The organism is Lentibacter algarum (genome assembly GCF_040580765.1).
Taxonomy (GTDB): domain Bacteria; phylum Pseudomonadota; class Alphaproteobacteria; order Rhodobacterales; family Rhodobacteraceae; genus Lentibacter; species Lentibacter algarum.
The window spans coordinates 2,136,062-2,161,665 of the sequence record NZ_CP158687.1; the positions used below are offsets into that span (position 1 = coordinate 2,136,062).

Genomic DNA, 25,604 nt, shown 5'->3' on the forward strand with positions numbered 1-25,604 from the left:
TTTTTAGCCTTGATTTTGCTGCAACTGCAAAGTAACAATGTTTCAACATATAGGCCCATGTAATCCCTATTGTTGCTGAGACACGTCAAGCGCCACAAAACGAGAGAGGGCGAAATGTTGGATAATCTGCCCCGCGGAACTATTACCATCGAAGAAATCGAGATGGGCATGATGCGCTACCTGCGCAAAACCGTCACCGATGAAGACATCGAAATGTTCGCGCAGATTTCAACTGATAGAAACCCTGTTCATCTTGATGATGATTACGCACGCGATACTATTTTTGAGGGCAGGATTGCGCACGGGATGCTTACTGCGGGCCTCATTTCGGCTGTGATTGGTGAGCAGTTACCGGGTCATGGCACTGTTTATATGGGGCAGTCCCTTAAGTTCTTAGCGCCCGTGCGTCCCGGAGACACCGTGGTAGCAGAGGTCGAAGTGATCGGGATCGATGTTGCCAAGCGCCGCGTGCAACTCGAGACACGCTGTCTTGTAGACGGCAAGAAAGTCTTGGTTGGTGAGGCCACCGTCTTAGCGCCATCAGGCAAGTTTGACTGATCTCGTACCAAACGTATCGAATTGATCCCGCAAAACACTTCAGACGGGATGAAAACGACCAGACCGCAGAGTGCGGCGCTTTGGGACAAACTCATCTTATCCTGAGGGAAAATATATTTTTAAGCTGAGCGAGCGCCTTCGTGGCGCCGAGAAAAAAAGCGGAAAGCCTAGAGGCTCTTGCACCCCGTGCCACCTAAGGCTACCCAAGCTTTATGCGTGTGATCAATTCCTATCATAATACCCCAAAGGCCGATCGTGGAGCCGCTGTTGCTATCGGCAACTTTGACGGCGTGCACCTTGGGCATCAGTCCGTAATCGACATCGCGCGCACCGCTGCCAACAAGGCAAAGGCCCCGCTCGGTGTGCTCACGTTCGAGCCGCACCCGCGCGCATACTTTGCACCACAAACGCCAGCCTTCCGCCTGATGAGTCCTGTGGCTCGGCAAAATAGATTGACCAAACTGGGTGTCGAATACCTATATGAACTGCCATTTAACGATAGCCTCGCAGCCTTGACGCCCGAACAATTTGCGCGTGAGGTTATCAGCGAGGGCCTCGGTTTGACACATGTCGTGATCGGCCAAGACTTTTGCTTTGGCAAAGCGCGCGCTGGAACGGCAGAAGACCTTTTGCACTTCGGTGAGAAAATGGGATTTGGTGTTAGCATTGCGCCACTTCTTGCCACGAAGGGTGCACAAGTCTCCTCCACAGCAATACGCACCGCACTCAGTGAGGGCCGCCCACAAGACGCGGCAGCTATGTTGGGCCACTGGCACAGGCTTGAAGGCGCAGTCCAACACGGCGAAAAGCGAGGCCGCGAGCTTGGATTTCCAACAGCAAACATGCACCTGACTGATCTACATTTGCCTAAGTTTGGCGTTTATGCAGTCGAGGTTGATGTGCTCACTGGACCAAACGCAGGCAAATACACAGGCGCGGCCTCTCTCGGCACACGACCAATGTTTGGCGAAAACACTCCAAATCTGGAGACATATATTTTTGATTTCAAAGGTGATCTCTATGGAGAAACACTCTCGGTCGCTCTCGTTGAATACCTGCGCCCTGAGGAAACCTTCGGAAGCCTCGAGGCCTTTATCGCACAGATGCACTCTGACTGCGACGAAGCACGCAAAATATTGAGCGCACTATGAACGACGCAAAAGACCCGATCGAACGCGATGGACTCGCCCCCAGATTCTGGGAGCGCAAAACTCTCTCAGAGATGACTACGAAAGAATGGGAAGCGCTTTGTGATGGCTGCGGCAAATGTTGCTTGAACAAACTTGAAGACGAAGACACAGGCGAGGTCGCCCTGACCCGTGTCGCCTGCCGCTTATTTGATGACACCACATGCCGCTGTGCCCAATACGAAACCCGACACCAATTTGTGCCTGAGTGCATTAACCTCAAGTCTGAAAATCTTGACACCCATCTCTACTGGATGCCGACAACCTGCGCCTACAAACTTCTCTGGCAGGGAAAACCGCTCTATGAGTGGCATCCCCTGATCAGCGGCACAGCAGAGAGTGTACATACGGTAGGGATTTCCATGCAGCACCGTACTGTGCCAGAGTTTGAAATCGCGGAAGAAGACTGGGAAGACCACATTATCGAGGAGCCAATCTAATGTATTTTGCCTCAGACAATTCAGGCCCTGCGCATCCTGAAGTTTTGGCCGCCCTCGCCCGTGCCAACACGGGTTACGCTATGCCATACGGCGCAGATATAATCATGGACGAAGTCCGTGAGACGCTTAGGTCGATCTTTGAAGCGCCAGAGGCCGCTGTCTATCTTGTTGCAACAGGAACAGCGGCGAACGCCTTGGCGCTTGCCACGATGTGCGCACCCTATGAGACAGTGTTTTGCTCGCCCACGGCCCACATCCATGAAGATGAATGCAACGCCCCAGAATTCTACACGGCGGGCGCAAAGCTATCGATCGTTGGCACGCTAGACCAGATGACCCCTGAAACTCTGCGCTCCAGTATTGAAGCACAACAAACCCGCGGCGTGCATGGACCCCAACGTGGTCCAGTTTCCATTACACAAGTGACAGAGCGCGGTGCAGTTCATTCACTCGCCCAGATCAAAGCACTTTCAGATGTGGCAAAGTCTTATGGGCTCGGCGTTCATCTAGACGGCGCACGCTTTGCAAACGCCCAAGCGGCTTTGGACTGCTCGGCAGCTGAAATGACTTGGAAGGCCGGCGTTGATGTCGTGTCCTTTGGCGGCACGAAGAATGGCTGCATGGGGGTTGAAGCTGTCATATTTTTCGACCCGACCAAAGCATGGGAGTTCGAGTTGCGCCGCAAACGGGGCGCGCATCTCTTTTCAAAGCATCGCTTCCTCTCAGCCCAAATGCAGGCCTATTTGGCAGATGACCTCTGGCTTAAATCAGCCAAACAAGCCAATATCAACTGTCAGCGCCTGGCATCAGGTCTTCGCACAGTCGAAGGTGCCCAGATTACGAACCGCCCCGACGCCAACATCATTTTTGCAGAGCTGCCCCGCGCCGCCCACCAGAGGCTCGCCGCGGCAGGTGCACGTTATTATGTTTTGGCGGGAGATATTGACGCAGGCGACCCAAATGAGCCCTTACCATGCCGTCTCGTTTGCGACTGGTCGATCTCTGAGGAACTTATCGACACATTCCTCGACGTGGCCAAAGGCTAAGTAATTAACTCTGTTTTAAAGCCAACTTACCTGGCTCTGAGCTCCTCATGGCGGAAGCACGTCGTCAAATGATCATTGGCAAGCCCGCAGGCTTCCATCCAAGCGTAGACGATGGTTGGACCGCAAAACTTGAAGCCCCTTTCCTTCAAATTTTTCGAAAATTTTTGGGAGAGCGCTGTTTGCGGCGGCACGTCTAGCAAACTTCCCCAAGAATTCTGTAGCGGTGCGCCGCCCACAAAATTCCAGCAATAATCCGAGAACCCTTCTGCAGCCTCAATCTTGAGATATGCCTGAGCATTGGTAATTGTCGCTTCAATCTTGCCGCGATGACGGATTATGCCCTTATTTTTCAGTAACCGCTGCACATCCTCTTCGCCCCAATCGGCTATCACTTCTGGATTAAAGCCCTGAAACGCCTCACGAAAGTTATCTCTCTTGCGCAAGATAGTGATCCAACTCAAACCCGCCTGAAACCCGTCGAGCACCAGTTTCTCCCAAAGCGCACGGCTGTCCCATTCGGGCACACCCCACTCCTCATCATGATAGCGAACATACTCAGGGTCTTCCCCATGCCAGCCACATCTTATCGGTAATTTCTCTGTCATTTTCAGGACTCAGCTAAATTTTAAGGCAATTTCTTTGCTTAAACGGTTGTTAGCACATCTCACGTAATTCTCCCAACGTCAGTGGCATCACTCGGGAACACTAGGATGAAGAATATCAAACGGCCAGTTGCGGCTCATGGAGACGATGTGAACAATCCATTGGGCTATGCTGTGACTGCGCGTGATAAGTCAGCGATGCAAATGGTTGAAGTCGCTCTGCGACAAAAACAAGTTTTACTAGCCTATCAACCGATCATGCATGCTCATGCGCCATATAAGGTCGCCTTTTACGAAGCCCTTGTCCGCCTCACGGATGAGACTGGCCGCATCATTCCAGCCAAGGAATTCATCCACGAAATAGAAACCACCGAGCTAGGGCGGATCATGGATTGCATTGCCCTTGAAAAAGGCTTGCGTACGCTCGCTCGACAGCCAGATCTGCGTCTTTCAATCAATATGTCAGCTCGATCAATTGGATATCCGCGCTGGATCAGAACCCTCAAGCAGGGCTTGCAGCGCAATGTGACGGTCGGCGAACGCCTGATCCTCGAAATTACCGAAAGTTCTGCGATGACCGTTCCCGAACTGGTTATCGCCTTTATGAACGAAATACAGTCTAAAGGGGTGAGCTTTGCGCTGGATGATTTCGGAGCTGGCTACACCTCCTTTCGTTATCTGCGGGATTTTTACTTTGATATCCTGAAAATAGACGGTCAATTCATTCGAGGGATTGCTCAAAACCCAGACAATCAGGTTCTCACAAGTGCGCTCAAGGCAATTGCCGATCAGTTTGACATGCTTACCGTTGCCGAGTTTGTCGAAAATCGCGAAGATGCTGTCTTTTTGGCCGATCTAGGAATTGACTGTTTGCAAGGCTACTTCTTCTCTGCCCCCACCATCAGCCCTGTTTGGGACCGAAACCAAAAGGATGAGCGCAGCGCGTGACCCTGCGTCGCTTGGTCTTAGCAGGGTTGTTGCCGCAATGCGGCAAATGCGGTATGCCAATCCCAACTGCTTACGCCGCAACTGTGGCTAAGTCTTTTCTGGGAAAGGAATGCTCATGACTAATGTTGTAATCGCCTCCGCTGCTCGTACGGCAGTTGGTTCGTTTGGAGGCTCGTTTGCCAATACTCCGGCTCACGACCTTGGTGCTGCTATTTTGGAAGCCGTCGTAGAGCGCGCAGGCATCGCCAAAAACGAAGTTTCTGAAACAATTCTCGGTCAGGTCCTTACGGCTGGTCAAGGCCAAAACCCTGCTCGCCAAGCACATATCAACGCGGGCCTACCCATTGAGAGCTCAGCATGGAGTATCAATCAGGTATGCGGTTCTGGCCTTCGCGCCGTAGCTCTTGGCGCTCAGCATATTCAACTGGGTGACGCCGACATCGTCGCAGCTGGCGGCCAAGAAAATATGTCCCTTAGCCCCCACGTTGCGCACCTGCGCGATGGGATCAAAATGGGTGATATGAAGTACATCGATAGTATGATCCGCGATGGACTTTGGGATGCCTTCAACAACTACCACATGGGCCAAACCGCTGAAAACGTAGCCGAAAAATGGCAAATCAGCCGTGATGAGCAAGACGCTTTCGCTGTTGCTTCACAAAACAAAGCGGAATCGGCTCAAAAAGCTGGCAAATTTGCAAATGAAATTGCCGCCTTTACAGTCAAGACGCGCAAGGGCGAAACGGTCGTGGACGCTGACGAATATATTCGCCACGGTGCTACGATGGAAGCGATGCAAAAGTTGCGCCCAGCCTTTGCGAAAGACGGAACAGTGACAGCGGCAAATGCCTCTGGCCTCAACGATGGTGCAGCTGCTGTGCTCCTGATGAGCGCTGACAATGCTGAAAAGCGCGGGATCGAACCACTCGCTCGGATTGTATCATATGCGACAGCGGGTCTTGATCCGACCGTCATGGGCGTCGGGCCAATTTACGCCAGCCGCAAAGCTCTCGAAAAAGCGGGCTGGAGCGCAAGCGATCTTGATCTTGTGGAAGCAAATGAAGCCTTTGCTGCGCAGGCCTGCGCCGTCAACAAAGAGATGGGTTGGGATCCAGAGATCGTCAACGTTAACGGCGGCGCAATTGCGATTGGCCACCCGATCGGTGCCTCAGGCTGCCGCGTTCTCAATACATTGCTTTTTGAAATGCAGCGCCGTGATGCCAAGAAAGGCCTTGCAACACTTTGCATCGGGGGAGGCATGGGCGTAGCACTTTGCGTTGAGCGCCCTTAACTTACCCGAAATAAAGACTTATCGCGGGGCGCTCCAGATGGAGCGCCCCGTTTTTTTGCCCCTGCAGCATTTTGCTTGCGCAACATTATTGCTTAAACTATACGCAATTGGTAATAGGATTACCTAATTTAAGTGTGGAGAATGACATCATGACAAGAACAGCATTGGTTACCGGCGGATCTCGTGGGATTGGGGCGGCGATTGCAAAACGGTTGAAAGACGATGGCTACAATGTTGCCGCGACTTATGCTGGCAATGATGATGCCGCCGCTGCCTTTACCGCTGAGACCGGCATCAAGACTTACAAGTGGAATGTGGCCGACTATGATGAGTCTGCTGCTGGGCTTGCGAAAGTCGAAGCCGAGGTTGGTCCGATTGATGTCGTGGTCGCAAACGCGGGCATTACGCGCGACGCGCCTTTCCACAAAATGACACCACAGCAATGGCACGAAGTGATCGATACAAACCTCACAGGTGTTTTCAACACGGTTCACCCGATCTGGAACGGTATGCGGGAACGAAAATTTGGTCGTGTGATCGTCATTAGCTCAATCAATGGACAAAAGGGCCAGTTCGCCCAAGTCAACTACGCAGCAACAAAAGCTGGGGACTTGGGGATTGTAAAATCACTGGCCCAAGAAGGTGCGCGCGCTGGTATCACCGCGAACGCGATCTGCCCTGGGTATATCGCCACAGAAATGGTCATGGCTGTTCCTGAAAAAGTCCGCGAGTCCATCATTGGCCAGATTCCAGCAGGCCGTCTGGGCGAGCCTGAAGAAATCGCGCGCTGCGTTGCCTTCCTCGCCTCTGATGACGCGGGCTTCATCAACGGCTCCACGATCTCGGCAAATGGTGGTCAGTTCTTCGTCTAAACGATCAACACCAAAGCTCTTGGCCGCGCTGAAAAGTGCGGCCTTTTCTATGTTCCTGCGATATAAAAAACGCGCCCCAAAATGTGAGGCGCGTTAAAAATGCATTTAAAATCAGGCTGATGTCGTCTCGAAGCGAGAGATTTGCTCTTTGATTTTAAGCTTTTGCTTTTTGAGGTCTGCGATTTCGGCATCTGAGGCACTTGGCGTGCGCTGGAGAGTTTCTACACGATCCGAGAGGGTCTGGTGTTTTCTCTTCAGTTCTTCAACATGGGAATTCAAGCTCATTGCAATCTCCTCTCAAAATGTTGCGTCTTCAGTCGAGCATATCAAACATAAGAAGTCACGCCGCAGATGCGAGAGGATGGGCAAAAAAATGCAATCATTTTTTCGGGAAGGGCAAAGACACAGCATTGCGCAAAACTTCGGCAATCTCATCCGTGTAGCTTTCTGCGTCGGCTGTGTGCGCAACGCCCTTATGCATCAAGAGCCCAGCATGCAAACGAAAGGCAGCGCGACCAGAGTGACGGGCGCGCAGCAAGACTAGCTGTGAGGGCTGGCCCGCGCGCGGCAGAATGGGCCATAGCTCACAAGAGCCAAGGTAGTCTGGTAGCCCTGCCAGCAGCTCAGGAACACGCTCGGCACGACAAATAAGCGTCAGATAACCTTTCGGCAGAAGGCGGCGCGCGGCGGCCTCAAGCCAGAGTGGAAGCGATGCGCCGCCCATTGCGGTTTCGCGGAGTGTGTCAGGGGCTTTGGAGCCTGTCTCACGATCAAAGTATGGAGGGTTGGTTAACACATGGTGAAAGCGCCGTTCTTTCAACGCGGCGGGCATGTCAGCAACGTCTCCTTGATGGACCGTGAAGGGGATTTCGTTCTCGGCTGCGTTCTTCTCGGCCAATTCGGCGTAAAACGGTTGGAGTTCCAAGCCATGCAGCTCCAAGCCCTCGACACGCCGCCCCAGACAGAGCGCGGCGGCCCCTGCCCCGCAGCCCAGATCAAGAACGCTCTCACCAGCTTTGGCGGCAATACTCGCCGCCAACAGCACAGGATCAACTCCTGCGCGGTAGCCTTGCTTTGGTTGCCAGAGCTTCAAGCGCCCGCCCAGAAAGGCGTCATGCGTGAGATCAGGGATGCTCATCGACGTCCAACCCGTTGTCCCGCAGTGTCTTTGCAGCCGCGTCATAATCTGCCTCGACGACCATAAGCCGGCGCGGGAAAATTCCTATGCCGCCTTCCAGCACGCTCATATTTACGTCCATTTCAAACACGGCTATACCCTCGCCCTGAAGCAGCGCTTGGGCAAAGGCCAGATCGGCCATATTGTTCGTGCTAAGAAGTTGTTTCATAAAGTGAATATGACCATTCGGCAGCAAATGTCGAGATGTCTGACGGGAGCGTGAAGAGCTTGAACGGATCGGCAAACAAACCGCACGAGAGACTGGCCGCACATTTGGCCGCAGGCATGGAGGCGGTCAACGTCTTGATCCGCGAGCGGATGGCCTCCAAACATGCGCCCCGCATCCCTGAAGTTACACAACATTTGGTTGAGGCGGGCGGCAAGCGCCTGCGCCCGATGCTGACACTCGCCGCAGCCGAACTTTGCGGCTATGAGGGCCCCTATCATGTGCATCTCGCAGCAACTGTAGAGTTCATCCACACGGCGACTTTGCTGCACGATGATGTGGTCGACGAAAGCGAAAAGCGGCGCGGCCGCCCGACGGCTAACCTCTTGTGGGACAACAAAAGTTCTGTTCTCGTTGGCGATTATCTGTTCTCGCGCTCGTTCCAGCTTATGGTGGAAACAGGCAATTTGCGGGTGCTTGATATTCTGGCCAATGCCTCAGCGACGATTGCCGAGGGCGAGGTTTTGCAGCTGACGGCAGCGCAGGATTTGGCCACAACAGAAGCGATCTATTTGCAGGTTGTGCGCGGCAAGACAGCTGCGCTTTTCTCAGCGGCCACGGAAGTGGGCGGCGTGATCGCTGGCGCGCCAGAGGCACAAGTGAAGGCGCTGTATGATTATGGTGATGCGCTTGGGATCGCCTTCCAGATTGTTGATGATCTACTTGATTACAAAGGGTTTTCAGGCGCAACAGGCAAGAACATTGGCGACGACTTCCGCGAGCGCAAGCTGACCCTGCCTGTGATCAAGGCGGTGGCCTTGGCGGACGCCGAGGAGCGTGCTTTCTGGAGCCGTACCATTGAAAAGGGCGACCAGCGTGACGGCGACCTTGAGCATGCCATTGATTTGCTTGAAAAACATGGTGCTTTGGAAGCCGCGCGGCAGGACGCCTTGGGGTATGCTGCCAAGGGGTGCGCGGCGCTTCAGGCGATGCCAGAGCACCCGCTGCGCGAGATGCTCGAATCTCTTGCAGAGTTCGTGGTGTCACGGATCAGTTAAGGCGGCGCCCCGCTTGGTTAACAGCGTGCTGAAGCGCTGATTCTAGGGGGGTGATATGCGTGCACAACCCGTGCACAAAGCGTGCACCGCGTGACTCGATAAAAGTTAACCGAAATTAAGATAACGCAGCGTGCGCTGGTGTAGGCGGGCTGCGCCGATCCTCGGGTTTGGCTAAGCGGCCGCGCGCTCGGACTGAAGCGCCTTGAGTGCCTCGGCGACAATTTGAAACGAGCGGATGCGCGCGGCGTGATCGTGGATCATACCAGTGACCATGAGTTCATCGGGCTCATGGCGCGCGATGAGCGCAGCGAGCTGAGCTTTGACTGTATCGGGCGCGCCTGTGGCCGAGCAGCCGAGCGCTTGGCGCACACCCGCAAGGACAGGCGCGGGCACTTCGGCCTCAATATCGTCGACGGGCAGCGGCAGCTTGCCGGGCCGGCCCGTCCGCAGACGGGCGAAGGCGAGCATTTGGGACGTGCGCAGAAATGCAGCCTCTTCATCTGTCTCTGCGGCGCAGGCCCCTGCGGCTACGACAACATAGGGCGCGGCGAGCCTGCCTGACGGGCGGAAACTGTTGCGATAAATATAAAGCGCCTCCTCCAAGAGATCGGGCGCAAAGTGAGAGGCGAAGGCATAGGGCAAGCCGAGCATGGCCGCGAGCTGAGCGCCGTAAAGCGAAGATCCAAGAATCCACACGGGAACCTCTGTGCCCTCACCCGGAATGGCGCGCACGCGGGCCCCTGACGTATCTCCAAAGTAGTGGAGCAGCTCCTGAACATCGGTTGGGAAACTGTCTTCGGGTGCCATGTGACGGCGCAGGGCGCGGGCGGTTTCCATATCGGTTCCAGGCGCGCGCCCAAGGCCGAGGTCTATTCTGTTCGGGTAGAGCGTGGCCAATGTGCCAAACTGCTCGGCGACAACAAGCGGTGCGTGATTGGGCAGCATCATGCCCCCTGCCCCGACGCGCATATGTTTGGTGGCCCCCGCCACATGGCCGATGACCACAGGGGTCGCGGCGCTGGCGATACCGGGCATATTGTGATGCTCTGCCAACCAGTAGCGGTGATAGCCTGCGGCCTCGGCCGCTTGGGCAAGGCCAACGGTATTGCGCAGGGCATCCGCGGCTGTCTGGCCCTCTGGGATTGGGGAAAGATCAAGGAGGGAGAAGTGTTTCATGCGCTAGGTGTAGGCTCGCGCACGGGACTTGCCAAGAGCTGATGGTGTGCGCTTGGCAGGCCGTAGAATGTGTGGAGTATGACGAAACGCCTGACAGGAAGTGCTTTAGAACGCCTCGGGGCGCGCCTCGCGGGCCATGTGGTCGAGCACGGCATTGACGAAGCTGGCTTCTTTGCCTTCGGGGTGGAACGCGCCTGCGACGTCGACAAACTCTTTGATCACGACTTTGGGCGGCGTGTCTGTCTGGCTCATTTCGGCCCCTGCGGCGCGGAAGAGCGCGCGCAATGTCGGATCAATCCGACCCAGCGGCCATTTGGCGACAAGGGCGCGGTCTGTCATTTGGTCGATGGCGGCTTGGTAGCTGACGGCGTTTTCCATCAGCGTGGCGAAGAGTTCCATATCGCCATCTTGCATCTCGCCCTCATCATAGGACGCGCCAAAGCGGTGCTCGGCAAATTCGGCCATCACGGCTTCGACCGTTTGATGGGAATGTTCCATCTGAAAAAGCGCCTGAACAGCATAGAGCCGTGCGGCAGATTTCATTTTGCGTTTTTGGTTGCCTGAGAGCGTCATGCGGATGGGTTGCCTTTGGTGGTTTGGGCCAGCTGATACTCTTCGGTGTCGGGTTTGAAACCTGGTGTAGCGCGCTGAGAGCCCCACTTACGGGCGAGCGCAACAAGATGCAAGGCTGCCGCAGCGGCTCCGCCACCTTTGTTCATGTCTGCTGGGTTGGCGCGCTCTTCGGCTTGGGCCATATTTTCAACAGTCAGGATGCCGTTGCCGATGAAGAGGCCTTGGAGGCCGAGGAGTGTGAGGGCGCGGGAGCTGTCATTGCAGACTGTCTCGTAGTGCGTGGTGGCGCCGCGGATGACGCAGCCCAGTGCCACATAGCCATCATAATTGGACAAGCGCTCGGCGGTTGCGATGGCGGTGGGCACTTCGAGCGCACCTGGCACTTCGATGAGATCACATGTCGCGCCTGCGGCAGCGATTTCGGCGCGGGCGCCTGCGATCATGTCATTGGTGATATCGCGGTAATAGGGCGCAACCACGATCAGGAGCTTTACGGGCGCATCAAAGCTCGGACGCGGCAGGATATAGTGGGACTGGGAGCTTGCCATGGATCAGGCCTCCGTGATCGGGCGTGTGCCAGTGATCGAGAGACCATAGGCGTCGATGCCGACATAGACGGTTTTGGGGGAATTTGTGAGCAGGGTCATTTCGGTGATGCCGAGGCTCGCGATAATTTGGGAACCAAGACCTGTGTGCTTGATGATACGCGGGGCGTCTTCATCGGAAGCGAATGTCAGGCGCGGGTGCGGTTCGCGGAAGAGGATGACCGCGCCACGGCCTTCAGCCGCGACGATGCGCATGGCTTTGTGCAGCTCATCAGAGGGCGTTGGGCCGAGGCCAAGCACATCCTCCAACTCGTTGAGCGCATGGGTGCGCACGAGGACGGGGGCCTCAGTGGTCACATCCCCTTTGAGGAGCGCGATATGCTCTGTTCCACTGATCTGGTCGGTGAAAACGCGCATGTCCCATGTGCCGCCAAACTCCGAGACGACGCTTTCTTGGCGAGTCTGGGTCACGAGGTTGTCGTGGGTGTGGCGGTAAGCGATGAGATCAGAGATGGTTCCGATTTTGAGGCCATGCTCGGCGGCGAACTCAACGAGGTCAGGCAAGCGGGCCATTGTGCCATCGTCTTTCATGATCTCGCAGATCACGCCCGCGGGCTTGCAGCCTGCGAGGCGGGCGATATCAACCGCGGCCTCGGTGTGGCCTGCGCGTACGAGCACGCCGCCGTTGCGGGCGCGCAGCGGGAAGACGTGGCCTGGCGTCGCGATGGCGGCGGAGGAGTTTTTCTCATTTATCGCTGTCGCAATGGTCAGGGCGCGGTCGGAAGCCGAAATCCCTGTGCTGACACCTTCGCGGGCTTCGATTGAGACGGTAAAGGCCGTCTCGTGGCGTGAAGAGTTGTTGACCGCCATCATCGGCAGGCCCAAGCGGTCGATCCGATCGGATGTCATCGGCAGACAAATCAGGCCGCGCCCGTGGGTGGCCATAAAGTTAACCGCGGCTGCGTCGGCAAATTCGGCAGCAATCACCAGATCGCCCTCGTTTTCGCGGTCTTCATGATCGACGAGAACAAACATCTCTCCCGCACGTGCGGCGGCAATGATCTCTTCAATCGGAGAAATCGCGCTTTTCAGGCTCGCTTCCAGCGGTCCGGGGGTCGTGTATGCGTTGTTCATGAGGGCCTCATTGCTTGCGCGAAAGGGCTTAGCAGGAGGGCGCGCTTTTGACCAGAGCCGGATGATAGGCCAGGTCTGATCACAACTTAGTTAATCATTTTGTGAGGTCTGATTAATCTTTCATTAATTTGTGTGTTTTATCACATTGCACCTACTTGTCAGGCAACGTGCGCGCCTGACCCTTTGAAAAGTCGCCCTTTTTTCGGAACATTCGAAAACGAAGAGGTCCAGCCATGACAGAAACCGACTACCTTTACACGCGCGCCGAGGCGCCTGATCTGCATGTTTTGAACTTCAAGGCCACGCGGGTTTGGTTTGCGACTTTGGCACTTGTTTTTGTGAATTATGGTCTTCTGACCAATTTGCTGGACTGGACATTTTACTGGCAGCCCGCGGGCGACAGCGCTGCGACAACGGTTGTGACGGCGCTCTCGATTTCTATAGGCGCAATCGTTTTCTTCCTCAGACAAAACAGCCTTCAAATCCAGCTCGGATATATTCTGACCTTTTTGGCACTCGGCCTTGCCATATCAACCCGCGCCTTAGAGCTATTTCCTGACAATGCAGGCTGGGCTTTACAGGGCAAAATGGGCTGGAATACCTTTACGGTTATCCTACTTCTCAGCCTCGCAGGCCTCCTGAGGCGGCGCTACTATAATGTCGCAGCTGTTGGCATCCTTGTTTCTATGATGTTTATTTTCAATGCGATCATCGGGCAGAGCTTTGGTCTGCGCCTGATCAGCGGGGAGATGTCCTTTGCCACGACAGGGGCTTTGCTCTTTCTCACATTGGCCACAGCCACACTCTTTACTGGCTTTAAGCCAACACGCGTTTTCTTTCTGAATTCCGAAATTGGGCAAGCCACCCGCTCTCTGGCTTTTGTCAGTATGGTCGCGCCTTTGGCCTGCGGCCTACTCTTGCACAATGTTCTGCTGCACACAGATCAGAAACTCCCAATTGAAGCACACCTGATTTCGATCATTATTTGGGCGGGATTATTGAACGCCATGCGGGCTGGCAACAGGCTGGAGAAAGCTGATGCATTGCGCCGTGCCGCAGAAGAGCGACTAGAGCGCATTGCCACCCATGATCCGCTGACAGGCTGTTTGAACCGTGCGGGGCTTGAGCAAGCGCAATACCGCACCCCCGCTGACACGGAGACTGATGAGAGCTGGGCTATTGGTGTATTTGATCTGGACCATTTCAAACGCATCAATGACACCTATGGCCACCGTATAGGCGACCGTGTGCTGCAAGAGGTTCGCCCCGCTTTGAGCCGCGTCATGCGGCCAGATGAACGGATCACGCGTTGGGGCGGAGAAGAGTTTGTGCTGTGCTTGCGTTATAGTGACCTGAAGGTTCTGGAGATGCGAGTTGAAGAGATGCGCCTTGCGCTTGCGAGTATTCCTGAGCGGTTAGAAACAGCGGGCAAGCTTACGCCACGCAGCGTCACAGCATCAGTTGGAGTGTGCCTCTACGAGGCGAGCCACGGCTTTGCCGAGACACTTGCCAAAGCCGATGACGCGCTTTTTACAGCCAAGAAAACAGGACGCGACCGTGTGGTTTTTTTCAACGATATCGCGCGCGGGACTGCGGCCAGCAGGCCCTGCCAACATACACCCAACCTCCCGCAAAAACCTGCGACAAGCGAAATGCAGCAGCGCGACATCTGGCTGACTGACATGAGGATTGCGTCCCACAGAGACTAGGCGCCGTGGGGCCGCCTCTGCCTCAGAACTGCCAGAGGCTTGGCACAAAGCGATACGCCTCGCCATCACGCATCACATGGCCGACCCCTGGGAAGGGGAAGTGATAGCCCAAGAGCGCAACACGGTCGGTTGCGGCCATATCAAGGAGCGCTTGGCGGGTTTTGACTGTCTGCTCTCCGTCCGCATCAAAGCCGTTGAACCATGTCGGCTGGGCAAAGTTTGTCCAAGCATGGCTCATGGCGTCGCCCAGCGCGATCAGGGATTGATCGCCGCTGTCCAGACGCACAGACATATGGCCCGGCGTGTGACCCGGTGTGTTGATGAGCGTGACACCAGAAACAACTTCGTAGCCCTCACTTGCCAGCGTCCACTCGACACCTTCTGTGGCAAAGCTGTTGACCGCGCCAGCGACGAACTGGAGCATTTCAGGGCTGACCTGATCTGCGAGGCCGTCTTGGCTCCAGTAGGCATGCTCTGCCTCGCCGATGATATATTCGGCTTCGGGGAAGAGCGGCTCATCAAAGTCGTCGCGGATGCCCCAGATGTGATCGGGGTGCGCGTGGGTGATCACGACATGGGTGATGTCACTTGGGGTGAGACCTGCGGCTTCCAGATTGCTGACAAGGCGGCCTGTGGTTTCGAACCAGCGGTTGCCAGAGCCGACATCTACGAGAATTTTAGCCTCGGCTGTCTCGATCAGGAGGTGATTTGTATGGCTGTAGCCCTCTTCGGGCGAGAGATAATGCGCGGTGAGGAAGGCCTGCACCTCTTCGCGGGGGGCGTTGACCCCAAGGCCCGTTGTGGGCACGGAAAAGAAGCCATCAGACAGGATTGTGAGCTGGGTTTCGCCCATGGAAAAGCGGAAAACACCGCCATTGCCTGCTGCGGGAGCGCCAAGCGGCGCGGCGGACGCCTGCGCCAGCGTGGCGGGCAGCGCAAAGGCAGGCATCGCTGCGGCAATTTTGAGGATGTCACGGCGGGTTGGTTTGATCAGGCTCATGGCAGGCTCCCTTGTTTGATTTTGGGGGAGTCTAGGGCCGCGCGCGCCAAACGCAATGCTTTTCGTGAATGTGTTAGATGCTTTCGGCGAGGCGAGCGACGTAGCGCGCGAGCGTGTCGATTTCGAGGTTGATCAGGTCACCAACTTCAGCGGCGCCCCATGTGGTCGCGTCTTTGGTGTGGGGGATGAAATTGATCCCGAAGCTTGCGCCCTCGACCTCGTTGACGGTGAGCGATGTGCCGTTCAAAGCGACGGAGCCTTTGGGCGCGATGAAGCGTGCGAGCTCTTTTGGGGCTTCGAGCGTGACGCGGGTGCTGTCACCTTCGTCTTTCATGGCGGTGATGCGCGCGACGCCATCGACATGGCCAGAGACGATATGACCGCCAAGCTCATCGCCGACTTTGAGCGCGCGCTCAAGATTGACGCGACCGCCTTTAACCCATGTGCCGATGTTGGTTTTCGCCACGCTTTCGGCGGAGATCTGAACGTCAAACCATCCCTCGCCCAGCGCTATGGCTGTGAGGCAGACGCCGTTGCAGGCGATGGAGGCGCCGATATCAACTGTTTTGGTGTCATAAGACGTGCCGATGCGCGCGCGCAGGTCGCCGCGCTGCTCAAGCTCAAGAATGGTGCCGATATCTGTGATGATGCCTGTGAACATGGGGCTGCCTTTCGCGCTGATGGGTTTTACTAGCGCGGGCGCAGGCGAGCTGCAAGAAAGCGCTGGCCTTTACAGGCGCATTCACCATATTTTCACCACAGTCAGCGTTTATGAAAGGGTGAAGAGTATTCCAACCAGCGCGAGACATATGGGCAAAATCACTGGTGATAACCGCGTTTTCCTGTTTTTGCAGGGGCCGCACGGGCCGTTTTTTCACCTTTTGGGGAAAATGCTGGAGCGTGCGGGCGCGAGCGTTTGGCGTGTCGGGTTTAACGCGGGCGACCGCGCCTTCTGGTTTAGCCCTAAGAGCTATGTTCCCTATCGTGGGACGCTGGCACAGTGGGATGCACGGTTTGCGGAGATTGTCGCAGAAAAGGGCGTCACCGATATTGTGCTTTATGGCGACACGCGACCCATTCATGCGCAGGCTGTGGCCGCAGCAAAAGCCTTGGGCCTTGGCATTCATGTCTTTGAAGAGGGTTATATGCGGCCCTATTGGGTGACCTACGAGCGCGGCGGCAGCAACGGCAACTCGCGGCTCATGAAGATGTCGCTGAACGAGATGCAAGCGGGGCTGGCCCATACGGATATGGACACACCTCTGCCCCCTGCCCGCTGGGGCGACACGCGCCAACATGTGTTTTATGGTGCGCTCTACCACTGGTTTGTGATGTTTCGGAACGGGCAATACCGCAACTTCCAGCCTCACCGCGCGCTGAGCGTGACAAAAGAATTCCAGCTTTATCTCAAGCGCCTTCTGCTCATGCCGTTTCAGGCCTTGGAGCGGGGCGTGGCCACTTGGCGTATTCGCCACGGCGGCTTTCCCTATCATCTGGCGCTTTTGCAGCTTGAGCATGACAGCAGCTTTCAGATGCACTCACCTTTCAACACGATGACCGAGTTTCTCGAAGTTGTGATGCGCGGCTTTGCTGAAGGTGCGCCGAAGCACCATCACCTTGTTTTCAAGGCCCATCCGCTTGAGGACGGGCGCGTGCCACTGCGCCGCGAGATCAAACGACTGGCACGAGAACTGGGGCTGAGAGGCCGCGTTCATTATGTGCGCGGCGGAAAGCTTGCCGCGCTTCTAAGCGATGTACGCAGTGCTGTGACCGTGAACTCAACCGCTGCGCAGCAAGTCTTGTGGCGGGGTATTCCGCTCAAGGTGTTTGGCCGTGCGGTCTATGACAAGCCCGAGTTTGTCTCAACCGAGCCGTTGGCGACCTTTTTCAGCGCGGCGAAGCGACCTGACCACAAGGCCTATCAGGATTATCGCCGCTATCTGTTGGAAACCAGTCAAGTTCCAGGCGGGTTTTATTCTTCCCGCGGACGGCACCAGCTGATGCGCATGGTGGTTGATATGATGCTGACTGCGGATGATCCTTATGAGGCCTTGGAGGCAGGAACCGCGGCTCCGAGGCAACAGTTGCGTCTGGTGCAATAAGCCCGCGCAAGTCTAAAGCTTTATTTTTAAATTCATCTGGGTTACGCTTGCCTCAATAACGGCGCGCAAAGTGCTGAATCTGAGGCAGAATAATAATAGGTCGAGGAGACCGAGCAGTGAAACCCGTAACTCCTAGCTGGGCGCGTTTTGTCGCGCTGGTTGCCGCTCTTGCGGTTGTATCATCTTGTGGCCTGCCGCGATCAGGCCCCAACAAACGCGAAATTTTTTCAGGATCTGTACAGCAAAGCGGCGACGCTTTTGTTATCTCGGTCAATGACCGTGTGACCCGCGCGACAGGTATTGTACCAGCCCTTGGCTTCTCGGATGCGTTCAAAAACGCAGGCCTTATTGGCTCGGACACGATCCGCCCCGGGGATACGCTCGGCCTGACAATCTGGGAAAACGTCGATGATCCACTGCTTGGTTCATCTGGACCCACAGGCTCAGGCGCTGCTGTGCTCGAAGAAGTGCAGGTCGATGGTGCGGGCTTTATCTTTATTCCATACGCTGGGCGCATTCGCGCCGCGGGCAACACGCCTGAAGGCATCCGCAAGACCATCACTCGCAAACTTGGCGAACAGACCCCTGACCCACAGGTTCAGGTCCGCCGCCTCGCGGGCGACGGTGCAAGCGTCAGCTTGATTGGTGCGGTTGGCGGCCAAGGCGTCTTTCCTATCGAGCGCCCCACGCGTACGCTTTCGACGATGATGGCGCAGGCTGGCGGCATCACGATTGAACCAGAGATTGCCCAGATCACTGTGATCCGTGGCAACATGCGCTCGAAGGTCTGGTTCCAAGACCTCTACAAATACCCGCAGCTTGATATCGCACTACGCGATGGCGACCGTATTCTTGTCGAAGAAGACACTCGCAGCTTTACCGCTCTTGGTGCGACTGGCACGCAAGCGCGTGTGGCTTTTGAAAGCCAGACCTTGAGCGCGATCGAAGCGATTGCGCAAGTGGGTGGCCTCTCGACTTCGGCGGCTGACCCGACCGGCGTGTTTATTTTCCGCAACGAACCTGCCGATATTGCAAATATGGTAATGGGTCGTCAGGATTTGCAGGGCGCGCAGCGGCTTGTTTATGTGCTGGATCTGACGCAGCCCAACGGTATGTTTTTGGCGCGTGACTTCTCTGTGCGCGACAGTGACACGCTCTATGTGACCGAAGCACCGTTTACACAGTGGGATAAGACGATCTCGGCTCTGACTGGCTCTTTGGCCACCGTCGACACGCTCACGACACTTGGTTCTGGCGGCTAAAGCCAAGTGGCTGATCTGCCCGATACATTCAAAGCCGCCGGTGCTGAAGAGCGTCGGCGGCTTTACTATTATACCGCTGGTTTTCTGCGCCAGCGCCGTGTGCGACGGATTTTAAAACTTGCAGGTTATGATCTGAAACTTGGCAAGCCAACCTCCGACGACAGCGTGGCAGTTTGGGGCCGTTCGCCCTATGCGGCACGGGGCGAGGCTATGGCAGCAAAGACAGGTGCCAGCCTTTTGCGCGTCGAAGATGCGTTTCTGCGCTCGCTTCATGCGGGGCGCGCGGGCGAACCACCTTTGGGGCTGATGATTGATGACATTGGCATCTATTTTGATGCGAGCGCCCCCTCGCGGCTGGAGCAGATTCTAGCGGGCGACCCGCTGGATAACGCCGACGAGCTCAAGCGCGCCCATGCCGGAATTGCTCGGATGAGAGAGGCGCAGCTCAGTAAATATACGAGCTATGACCCAGAGACGCCCTGCCCCAAGGCTGGATATGTGCTTGTGATCGACCAAACGCGCGGGGATGCTTCTGTGACCCATGGGCGTGCGGATGCGAATACTTTTAAGGAAATGCTGTACTATGCGCAGGAAGATAATCCTGGCGCGCGGATTGTGATTAAGACCCACCCAGAGACACAGGCGGGCTATCGGCAGGGGTATTTCAGCAAAGCCGACACCAGCCCCAAGATCAGCCTGTTTGACGGGGCTGTCAGCCCTTGGGCGCTGATGGAGGGAGCTGTTGCCGTATATACTGTGACCAGTCAAATGGGCTTTGAGGCGATCTTGGCTGGGCATCGACCACATGTATTTGGCCAGCCGTTTTATGCAGGTTGGGGGTTGTCGGAGGATCGTAATCCGCACGCCCTGCCCCGCCGTGGGCGGGTGCTGACGAAGGCGCAGCTTTTTCTTGGGGCGATGATCAAAGCGCCAACATGGTATGATGCACACAACGATTGTTTGGCGCGGTTTGAGACTGCCCTCGGCAGCTTTGAAGCCGAGGTGCGCGCGTGGCGCGAGGATCGTGAGGGCTGGCAGGCGGCAGGGATGCGGCTTTGGAAGCGCGGGCCATTGCAGCAATTTTTTGGCCGATACAAGCGGGTGCGATTTCGGAACAGCTCCAAAGTCACTGGACAGGCGATGATCTGGGCGGGCAAGGCGCAAGAAGGTGACAGACGAGCGCGGCTTGAAGACGGGTTTTTGCGCTCGCGAGGGCTTGGCGCGGCTTTGACCCCGCCTCTGAGCCTCGTGCTTGACGACCTTGGGATTTATTACGACCCGACCCGCGAAAGCCGGCTTGAACGACTGGTGGCAGCGCGGGCCACCTTGAGGGCGGATCAGACTGCGCGCGTCCGCGCGCTGATAGAGACGATATGCGCTCAAGGCGTAACGAAATACAACCTCAAGGGCCAAGTCCCCGATCTCCCAGAGGGGCGGCGCATTTTGGTTCCAGGGCAAGTGGAAGACGATGCCTCGATCCGTCTTGGTGCGGGGGAGGTTTGCACAAACCTTGACCTGCTGTCCGCAGCGCGGGCGGCGAACCCTGACGCGATCATTGTTTTCAAACCCCACCCTGACGTAGAGGCCGGACTGCGACCTGGCGCAGTGGCGCCCCAAGATTTGGTTGGGCTGGCGGATGTATTGGTAGAAAATGCAGATGCGGCGGCACTTTTCGGCAAGGTCGAGGAAGTCTGGACCATGACCTCTTTGCTTGGATTTGAGGCGCTTTTGCGTGGTCTAAAAGTAACCACAACAGGCGCACCGTTTTATGCGGGATGGGGGCTAACGACAGACAAGGGCCGTGTGCCTGCGCGGCGCGGGCGGCATGTGAACCTTGAGAGCCTCGCCCATGCGGCCTTGATCGACTATCCACGCTATTTTGACCCTGTGAGCAAACTGCCGTGCAGCCCAGAGCTAGCGTTAAAGCGACTGAGCGAAGGCGGCTTTCAGCATGGCCCCGCCAACCGACTGCTGGCAAAGCTTCAAGGCGTCTTTGCGAGCTATGCCCATTTCTGGCGCTGATTGAAGCGACGGGGGCTTATGCCTATCTTAGGGCAAAGGAGCCTCGACATGCGTGTGTTTGGATTAAGTGTCATAGTTGCTGGCTGCGCCTGTGCGGCCAGTGCCTTTACAGCGGTAAACGGGATCAACGCATTTACCGAAGGGGGTGATGCGCGCTTTGAAGTGATTTCAGAGCGCGGCTCAGGTCCACGCGAAATCTGGTGTGCGGCGGCCCAATATGCGCGAGTTGTTCTTGGAGAGGCCCCAAATACCCGGATTTATATCGCTCGCGCGATGGGGCCTTCGCCGCAGCATAACACCAAAAACTCCGTCAGCTTTACAACCCAACCAGACTCCACGCTCGCATCAGGACCACGGCCTGGGGACGGTGGGAATTACTCTGTCTCGCTCAAGACAACAGGTTTTAGTCTCAGGCTCGCTCATGCCGAAGGGTTTTGCCCTCGTATCATTGAAGAGTGGCTCGACTGAACAATGCAGGACACTTTCCATATCGCAACACGCGGCCAAGGGCTTTACGAGTTTACCCCCGATGTGGCGGAGCTCTTGGTAGGCCAAGGCGACGGGCTTCTCACGCTGATGGTGCGCCACACCTCCTGTTCGCTTCTCATTCAGGAAAACGCCGACCCAGACGTACAGACCGACTTGAACGCTTATTTTGGACGTCTTGTGCCGCCCTCTAACGACCCGTCGATGGGATACCTGCGCCATACTTACGAAGGCCCTGATGACATGCCCGCGCATATCAAAGCGGCAATGATGCCTGTCTCATTGAGCATCCCTGTGATGGGCGGGCAGATGCGGCTTGGCACATGGCAGGGGATCTATCTTTTCGAGCATCGCGATGCGCCGCATCGACGCGAAGTGGCCGCATATTTTGCGCCTGATCGCGGCCTTTAGGCCACACGGGAACCAAACTGCCACATTCCCCCTATGGCCTATCTTGGGGGTGCATTTGCCCCCTACCCAAAGCCTAGCGTCTGGCCTATAGTGCCTGTGGATAAGTGGGGGCCAACCCCACATCTTTGAGGCGGAACAAGAAAAGAAGGGGGACGGCCTATGCGCTGCCCGTTTTGCGGAAACATCGACACCCAAGTAAAAGACTCGCGCCCAGCCGAAGACCATGTGTCTATTCGGCGTCGGCGCTTTTGCCCTGCCTGTGGCGGGCGTTTCACCACATATGAGCGCGTCCAACTGCGCGATCTTGTCGTGATCAAAACCAACGGCAAGCGCGAAGACTTTGACCGCGATAAGCTCGAACGCTCTATTCGTATGTCCATGCAAAAGCGCCCAGTTGAGCCTGAGCGGATTGATCAGATGATCTCGGGAATCGTGCGCAGGCTAGAAAGCCAAGGCGAGACGGATATTCCATCACGCGTGATTGGTGAGATTGTCATGGAGACGCTCGCACGGATCGACACCGTGGCTTATGTGCGTTTTGCAAGTGTTTACAAGAACTTCCAAGCGGCCGACGACTTTGACAAATTTGTCAGCGAGCTGCGGCCGGACGTGAAACCTGAAGACAAGTGAGCCAGTCTGACGACAGCTATATGCGTGCCGCCCTTGGACTGGGGCGGCGCGGGATGGGCCAGACATGGCCCAACCCTGCCGTTGGCTGTGTGATTGTGAACGCGGGCCGCATTGTGGGCCGCGGTCATACGCAAGCAGGCGGGCGCCCGCATGCTGAAACCGTCGCTCTGGCGCAAGCTGGAGCGCAAGCACGCGGGGCCACGGCCTATGTTACGCTAGAACCTTGCGCGCATCAGGGACAAACGCCACCCTGCGCGAACGCTTTGATTGAAGCAGGGATCGCGCGGGTTGTTGCGCCATTTGAAGACAATGATGCGCGCGTCTCAGGGCGTGGATTTGAGATGCTGCGCGCGGCGGGCATAGAGGTTTTGCTTGGGGTCTGTACGGAAGAGGCGGCCCGCGATCACGCTGGGTTTATGAAGCTCCAGACGATGGGACGGCCTTTTGTGACGCTCAAACTTGCCAGCAGTTTTGATGGGCGCATCGCAACGGCCACAGGCGAGAGCCAGTGGATCACGGGGGCGGCGGCACGTGCCGATGTGCACCGACTGCGCGCATGCCATGACGCTGTGATGGTGGGTGGCGGCACGGCGCGGGCGGACGATCCTATGCTCACGGTGCGCGGCCACGGCGATGTGCGCCAGCCTGTGCGGGTGATCGTCTCGCGCCACCTTGATCTGCCAATGATGGGCAAGCTCGCGATGAGTGCGAAAGAAGTGCCGCTCTGGCTCTGCCACGGGTCGGATGCGGACAGTTACTTGACCGAGGCTTGGAGCGGTATCGGTGCGCGGCTTTTGCCATGCGGCTTGCGCGGACGGCAGCTTGATATTGTCTCGGTGCTCGACGCTCTGGGCGCGGCGGGGCTGACGCGGGTGTTTTGTGAAGGTGGCGGGGCTTTGGCGGCCTCGTTGCTTGGGGAAAATCTCGTCGACGAACTTGTCGGCTACACCGCAGGGCTCGCAATTGGCGCAGAAGGCTTGCCTGCGATTGGGGCAATGGGGCTTGAGCGGCTCACACAAGCGCCACGCTTTGAGCTTCTAGAAAGCCGCGCTGTGGGCGTTGATGTGATGCACCGCTGGGGGCGCAGGCTTTAACGAAAAAGAGCCCCGAAGGGCTCTTTTGCATTACTGATCGAGGAAGCTGCGCAGTTTGCGGGAGCGGCTCGGATGCTTCAGTTTGCGAAGCGCTTTGGCTTCGATCTGGCGGATGCGCTCGCGCGTAACACTGAACTGCTGCCCGACTTCTTCGAGCGTGTGATCTGTGTTCATGCCGATACCGAAACGCATGCGCAGCACGCGCTCTTCGCGTGGTGTCAGCGAAGCGAGAACACGGGTTGTTGTCTCTTTGAGGTTCTCCTGAATGGCGGAGTCCAGAGGCAGAACGGCGTTCTTGTCTTCGATGAAATCACCGAGCTGTGAATCTTCCTCATCGCCAATCGGCGTTTCAAGGCTGATCGGCTCCTTGGCGATCTTCATCACCTTGCGGACCTTCTCAAGCGGCATTTGCAGCTTTTCGGCCAATTCTTCGGGCGTCGGCTCACGGCCAATTTCGTGAAGCATCTGGCGGCCTGTCCGCACAAGCTTGTTGATCGTTTCGATCATATGTACAGGGATACGGATCGTGCGGGCCTGATCCGCGATGGAGCGCGTGATCGCCTGACGGATCCACCATGTTGCATAGGTCGAGAACTTATATCCACGGCGATATTCGAACTTGTCGACCGCTTTCATGAGGCCGATGTTACCTTCCTGAATGAGATCCAGGAATTGCAGGCCACGGTTTGTATATTTTTTGGCAATCGAAATAACGAGGCGCAGGTTGGCTTCGACCATTTCTTTCTTCGCCTGACGGGCCTCTTTTTCGCCCTTCTGGACCTGACCGACGATGCGACGGAACTCAGAGATATCAAGGCCGACATATTGACCGACTTGGGCCATTTCAGCGCGCAGCTCGTCGACTTTATCGGCGGAGCGCTCGATAAACATCTGCCAGCCACGGCCCGCTTTCTCCGCCATGTCTTCCATCCATGTCGGATCAAGCTCGCGACCGCGGTATTCATCAACGAATTCCTTGCGGTTGATGCGGGCCTGGTCCGCCAGTTTGACCATGTTGGAGTCAATCTGCATGATCCGGCGGTTGATGCCGTAGAGCTGGTCAATCAACGCTTCGATACGGTTGTTGTGCAGGTGAAGCTCGTTCACGAGGAGCACGATTTCGGAGCGCAGTTTTTGGTATTTCTTCTCTGCTTTGTCAGAGAAGCTGCTGTCTTCGTTCAGCGTGGCCGAAATACGGCTGTCCTGCATCTCCGAGAGCTTTGTGTAGGCGTCGGCGATCTGGTCGAGGGTTTCGAGCACGCGGGGCTTCAGCGCGGCTTCCATCGCGGCGAGCGACATGTTGGCCTGTTCGTCGTCATCCTCGTCGTCATCATCTTCTTTGATGAGCGGGTTGCCGTCGGCGTCGAGCTCAGGGCTGGCGTCATCGCGGCCGGGAGCAGATGTTACATTCGCAGCGGCCGCGCCCGCGGCAACCGGACCTGCACCAACCTCGCCTTCTTCGCCAAGCTGATTGCCGAAGGTTGTTTCAAGGTCGATCACGTCGCGAAGGAGAATATCTTCTGAGAGAAGTTCGTCGCGCCAGATCGTGATCGCCTGGAAGGTCAGCGGGCTTTCGCAAAGCCCGAGGATCATTGTGTTCCGGCCCGCTTCGATACGCTTGGCGATGGCGATTTCGCCTTCGCGCGAGAGCAGTTCGACAGAGCCCATTTCGCGCAGGTACATGCGCACAGGGTCATCGGTACGGTCGAGCTTTTCGGACGTACCCGAACCAAGCGTCAGCTCGCCCTTCTGGCCCATAGTGACCAGATCGCCCTGCTTTTGCTCTTCTTCTTCGGCTTCTTCATCTTCGATGATGTTGATGCCCATTTCCGACAGCATCGACATCACGTCTTCGATTTGTTCGGAGCTGACCTGTTCGGGCGGCAAGACTTGGTTGAGCTGATCGTAAGTGATGTAGCCCTTCTCGCGCGCCTCGGCGATCATCTTTTTGACCGCCGCTTGGCTCATATCAAGGGAGCCGTCGCTGTCGTCTGCGTCGGGCTTGCGCTCATCGTTGTCTTTTGCAGCCATGGTTTGCTCCTTCGGAACTGGATCGCGGGTGATTCGCTTTTAACCGAATCATCGGCTTTACGAAGTGATTCGCAACCCGTTTAC

The 25,604-nt window shown here is 56.5% G+C and carries 27 protein-coding genes; 16 read left to right on the plus strand and 11 right to left on the minus strand.

Annotated elements, in window-relative coordinates; translation table 11 throughout:
- Positions 1 to 114 precede the first annotated feature (114 nt).
- The 4 genes from DSM117340_RS10495 (at position 115) to DSM117340_RS10510 (ending at position 3,231) form a co-directional block, all read left to right on the plus strand.
- On the plus strand, positions 115 to 558 hold the full coding sequence (locus DSM117340_RS10495; RefSeq protein WP_089889380.1) for a MaoC family dehydratase: 444 nt from the start codon (positions 115 to 117) through the stop codon (positions 556 to 558).
- A 212-nt stretch (positions 559 to 770) separates the two neighbouring features.
- Complete coding sequence (locus DSM117340_RS10500; RefSeq protein ID WP_089889377.1) at positions 771 to 1,709, plus strand: bifunctional riboflavin kinase/FAD synthetase; 939 nt, start codon at positions 771 to 773, stop codon at positions 1,707 to 1,709.
- Positions 1,706 to 2,185: a YcgN family cysteine cluster protein gene (locus tag DSM117340_RS10505; RefSeq protein ID WP_089889374.1), complete on the plus strand. Its 480-nt coding sequence runs from the start codon at positions 1,706 to 1,708 to the stop codon at positions 2,183 to 2,185. The genes DSM117340_RS10500 and DSM117340_RS10505 overlap by 4 nt, the downstream gene beginning before the upstream one ends.
- On the plus strand, positions 2,185 to 3,231 hold the full coding sequence (locus tag DSM117340_RS10510; RefSeq protein ID WP_089889371.1) for a beta-eliminating lyase-related protein: 1,047 nt from the start codon (positions 2,185 to 2,187) through the stop codon (positions 3,229 to 3,231). The genes DSM117340_RS10505 and DSM117340_RS10510 overlap by 1 nt, the downstream gene beginning before the upstream one ends.
- A 26-nt stretch (positions 3,232 to 3,257) precedes the next feature.
- Here the strand turns inward: DSM117340_RS10510 and DSM117340_RS10515 are convergent, their stop codons facing one another.
- Positions 3,258 to 3,836, minus strand: a complete 579-nt coding sequence (locus DSM117340_RS10515) for a DNA-3-methyladenine glycosylase I (protein WP_089889368.1) — start codon at positions 3,834 to 3,836, stop codon at positions 3,258 to 3,260.
- Between the two features lie 105 nt (positions 3,837 to 3,941).
- Here DSM117340_RS10515 and DSM117340_RS10520 point away from each other — a divergent pair, with 105 nt between their 5' ends.
- The 3 genes from DSM117340_RS10520 to phbB all read left to right on the plus strand — a co-directional run bounded on the left by DSM117340_RS10520 (position 3,942) and on the right by phbB (position 6,944).
- Complete coding sequence (locus DSM117340_RS10520) at positions 3,942 to 4,781, plus strand: EAL domain-containing protein (protein ID WP_089889366.1); 840 nt, start codon at positions 3,942 to 3,944, stop codon at positions 4,779 to 4,781.
- Positions 4,782 to 4,896: 115 nt separating this feature from the next.
- The gene (locus DSM117340_RS10525; protein WP_354689587.1) at positions 4,897 to 6,072 is read left to right on the plus strand and encodes an acetyl-CoA C-acetyltransferase; all 1,176 of its coding nucleotides are present in this window, start codon (positions 4,897 to 4,899) and stop codon (positions 6,070 to 6,072) included.
- A 149-nt stretch (positions 6,073 to 6,221) separates the two neighbouring features.
- Positions 6,222 to 6,944: an acetoacetyl-CoA reductase gene (phbB, locus tag DSM117340_RS10530; protein WP_089889360.1), complete on the plus strand. Its 723-nt coding sequence runs from the start codon at positions 6,222 to 6,224 to the stop codon at positions 6,942 to 6,944.
- 111 nt (positions 6,945 to 7,055) lie between these two features.
- Here phbB and DSM117340_RS10535 read toward each other — a convergent pair whose 3' ends face one another.
- The 3 genes from DSM117340_RS10535 to DSM117340_RS10545 form a co-directional block, all read right to left on the minus strand.
- Positions 7,056 to 7,229, minus strand: a complete 174-nt coding sequence (locus tag DSM117340_RS10535; RefSeq protein WP_089889359.1) for a YdcH family protein — start codon at positions 7,227 to 7,229, stop codon at positions 7,056 to 7,058.
- Positions 7,230 to 7,323: 94 nt separating this feature from the next.
- Positions 7,324 to 8,082 carry a methyltransferase gene (locus tag DSM117340_RS10540; protein WP_089889357.1) on the minus strand — a complete coding sequence of 253 codons (759 nt, stop codon included), beginning with the start codon at positions 8,080 to 8,082 and terminating at the stop codon, positions 7,324 to 7,326.
- The gene (locus DSM117340_RS10545) at positions 8,069 to 8,290 is read right to left on the minus strand and encodes a DUF2007 domain-containing protein (protein WP_089889355.1); all 222 of its coding nucleotides are present in this window, start codon (positions 8,288 to 8,290) and stop codon (positions 8,069 to 8,071) included. Before DSM117340_RS10545 ends, DSM117340_RS10540 begins: the two co-directional genes overlap by 14 nt.
- Positions 8,291 to 8,325: 35 nt before the next feature.
- Here DSM117340_RS10545 and DSM117340_RS10550 point away from each other — a divergent pair, with 35 nt between their 5' ends.
- Positions 8,326 to 9,345 (plus strand): polyprenyl synthetase family protein, encoded by a 1,020-nt coding sequence (locus DSM117340_RS10550; RefSeq protein WP_089889351.1) that lies wholly within the window; start codon positions 8,326 to 8,328, stop codon positions 9,343 to 9,345.
- A 171-nt stretch (positions 9,346 to 9,516) separates the two neighbouring features.
- On the opposite strand, the gene DSM117340_RS10555 is transcribed toward DSM117340_RS10550, so the two are convergent.
- The 4 genes from DSM117340_RS10555 to ribB all read right to left on the minus strand — a co-directional run bounded on the left by DSM117340_RS10555 (position 9,517) and on the right by ribB (position 12,773).
- Positions 9,517 to 10,521: an LLM class flavin-dependent oxidoreductase gene (locus DSM117340_RS10555; RefSeq protein WP_089889348.1), complete on the minus strand. Its 1,005-nt coding sequence runs from the start codon at positions 10,519 to 10,521 to the stop codon at positions 9,517 to 9,519.
- Between the two features lie 105 nt (positions 10,522 to 10,626).
- Positions 10,627 to 11,094: a transcription antitermination factor NusB gene (gene nusB / locus DSM117340_RS10560; RefSeq protein ID WP_089889345.1), complete on the minus strand. Its 468-nt coding sequence runs from the start codon at positions 11,092 to 11,094 to the stop codon at positions 10,627 to 10,629.
- Positions 11,091 to 11,642 carry a 6,7-dimethyl-8-ribityllumazine synthase gene (locus DSM117340_RS10565; protein WP_089889341.1) on the minus strand — a complete coding sequence of 184 codons (552 nt, stop codon included), beginning with the start codon at positions 11,640 to 11,642 and terminating at the stop codon, positions 11,091 to 11,093. Before DSM117340_RS10565 ends, nusB begins: the two co-directional genes overlap by 4 nt.
- Positions 11,643 to 11,645: 3 nt before the next feature.
- Positions 11,646 to 12,773, minus strand: a complete 1,128-nt coding sequence (gene ribB / locus DSM117340_RS10570) for a 3,4-dihydroxy-2-butanone-4-phosphate synthase (RefSeq protein WP_089889339.1) — start codon at positions 12,771 to 12,773, stop codon at positions 11,646 to 11,648.
- Between the two features lie 233 nt (positions 12,774 to 13,006).
- Here ribB and DSM117340_RS10575 point away from each other — a divergent pair, with 233 nt between their 5' ends.
- Positions 13,007 to 14,482, plus strand: a complete 1,476-nt coding sequence (locus DSM117340_RS10575; RefSeq protein ID WP_089889336.1) for a GGDEF domain-containing protein — start codon at positions 13,007 to 13,009, stop codon at positions 14,480 to 14,482.
- A 22-nt stretch (positions 14,483 to 14,504) separates the two neighbouring features.
- On the opposite strand, the gene DSM117340_RS10580 is transcribed toward DSM117340_RS10575, so the two are convergent.
- The gene (locus tag DSM117340_RS10580; RefSeq protein ID WP_089889334.1) at positions 14,505 to 15,482 is read right to left on the minus strand and encodes an MBL fold metallo-hydrolase; all 978 of its coding nucleotides are present in this window, start codon (positions 15,480 to 15,482) and stop codon (positions 14,505 to 14,507) included.
- 73 nt (positions 15,483 to 15,555) lie between these two features.
- Positions 15,556 to 16,143, minus strand: coding sequence for a riboflavin synthase (locus DSM117340_RS10585; RefSeq protein ID WP_089889331.1), 588 nt, complete (start codon positions 16,141 to 16,143; stop codon positions 15,556 to 15,558).
- A gap of 148 nt (positions 16,144 to 16,291) precedes the next feature.
- Here DSM117340_RS10585 and DSM117340_RS10590 point away from each other — a divergent pair, with 148 nt between their 5' ends.
- The 7 genes from DSM117340_RS10590 (at position 16,292) to ribD (ending at position 23,489) form a co-directional block, all read left to right on the plus strand.
- On the plus strand, positions 16,292 to 17,584 hold the full coding sequence (locus DSM117340_RS10590; RefSeq protein WP_089891476.1) for a capsular biosynthesis protein: 1,293 nt from the start codon (positions 16,292 to 16,294) through the stop codon (positions 17,582 to 17,584).
- A gap of 116 nt (positions 17,585 to 17,700) precedes the next feature.
- Positions 17,701 to 18,846 (plus strand): polysaccharide biosynthesis/export family protein, encoded by a 1,146-nt coding sequence (locus tag DSM117340_RS10595; RefSeq protein WP_245724390.1) that lies wholly within the window; start codon positions 17,701 to 17,703, stop codon positions 18,844 to 18,846.
- A gap of 6 nt (positions 18,847 to 18,852) precedes the next feature.
- On the plus strand, positions 18,853 to 20,868 hold the full coding sequence (locus DSM117340_RS10600; protein ID WP_089889327.1) for a capsular polysaccharide biosynthesis protein: 2,016 nt from the start codon (positions 18,853 to 18,855) through the stop codon (positions 20,866 to 20,868).
- A gap of 48 nt (positions 20,869 to 20,916) precedes the next feature.
- Positions 20,917 to 21,336, plus strand: coding sequence for a hypothetical protein (locus DSM117340_RS10605; protein ID WP_089889323.1), 420 nt, complete (start codon positions 20,917 to 20,919; stop codon positions 21,334 to 21,336).
- Between the two features lie 3 nt (positions 21,337 to 21,339).
- Positions 21,340 to 21,765 carry a secondary thiamine-phosphate synthase enzyme YjbQ gene (locus DSM117340_RS10610; protein ID WP_089889321.1) on the plus strand — a complete coding sequence of 142 codons (426 nt, stop codon included), beginning with the start codon at positions 21,340 to 21,342 and terminating at the stop codon, positions 21,763 to 21,765.
- 159 nt (positions 21,766 to 21,924) lie between these two features.
- A complete protein-coding gene (nrdR, locus tag DSM117340_RS10615) occupies positions 21,925 to 22,395 on the plus strand; it encodes a transcriptional regulator NrdR (RefSeq protein ID WP_089889318.1) in 471 nt (156 codons plus the stop codon).
- Positions 22,392 to 23,489 (plus strand): bifunctional diaminohydroxyphosphoribosylaminopyrimidine deaminase/5-amino-6-(5-phosphoribosylamino)uracil reductase RibD, encoded by a 1,098-nt coding sequence (gene ribD / locus DSM117340_RS10620; protein WP_245724389.1) that lies wholly within the window; start codon positions 22,392 to 22,394, stop codon positions 23,487 to 23,489. The genes nrdR and ribD overlap by 4 nt, the downstream gene beginning before the upstream one ends.
- Before the next feature lie 30 nt (positions 23,490 to 23,519).
- On the opposite strand, the gene rpoD is transcribed toward ribD, so the two are convergent.
- Positions 23,520 to 25,520, minus strand: coding sequence for an RNA polymerase sigma factor RpoD (rpoD, locus tag DSM117340_RS10625; protein ID WP_089889315.1), 2,001 nt, complete (start codon positions 25,518 to 25,520; stop codon positions 23,520 to 23,522).
- Positions 25,521 to 25,604: the final 84 nt, after the last annotated feature.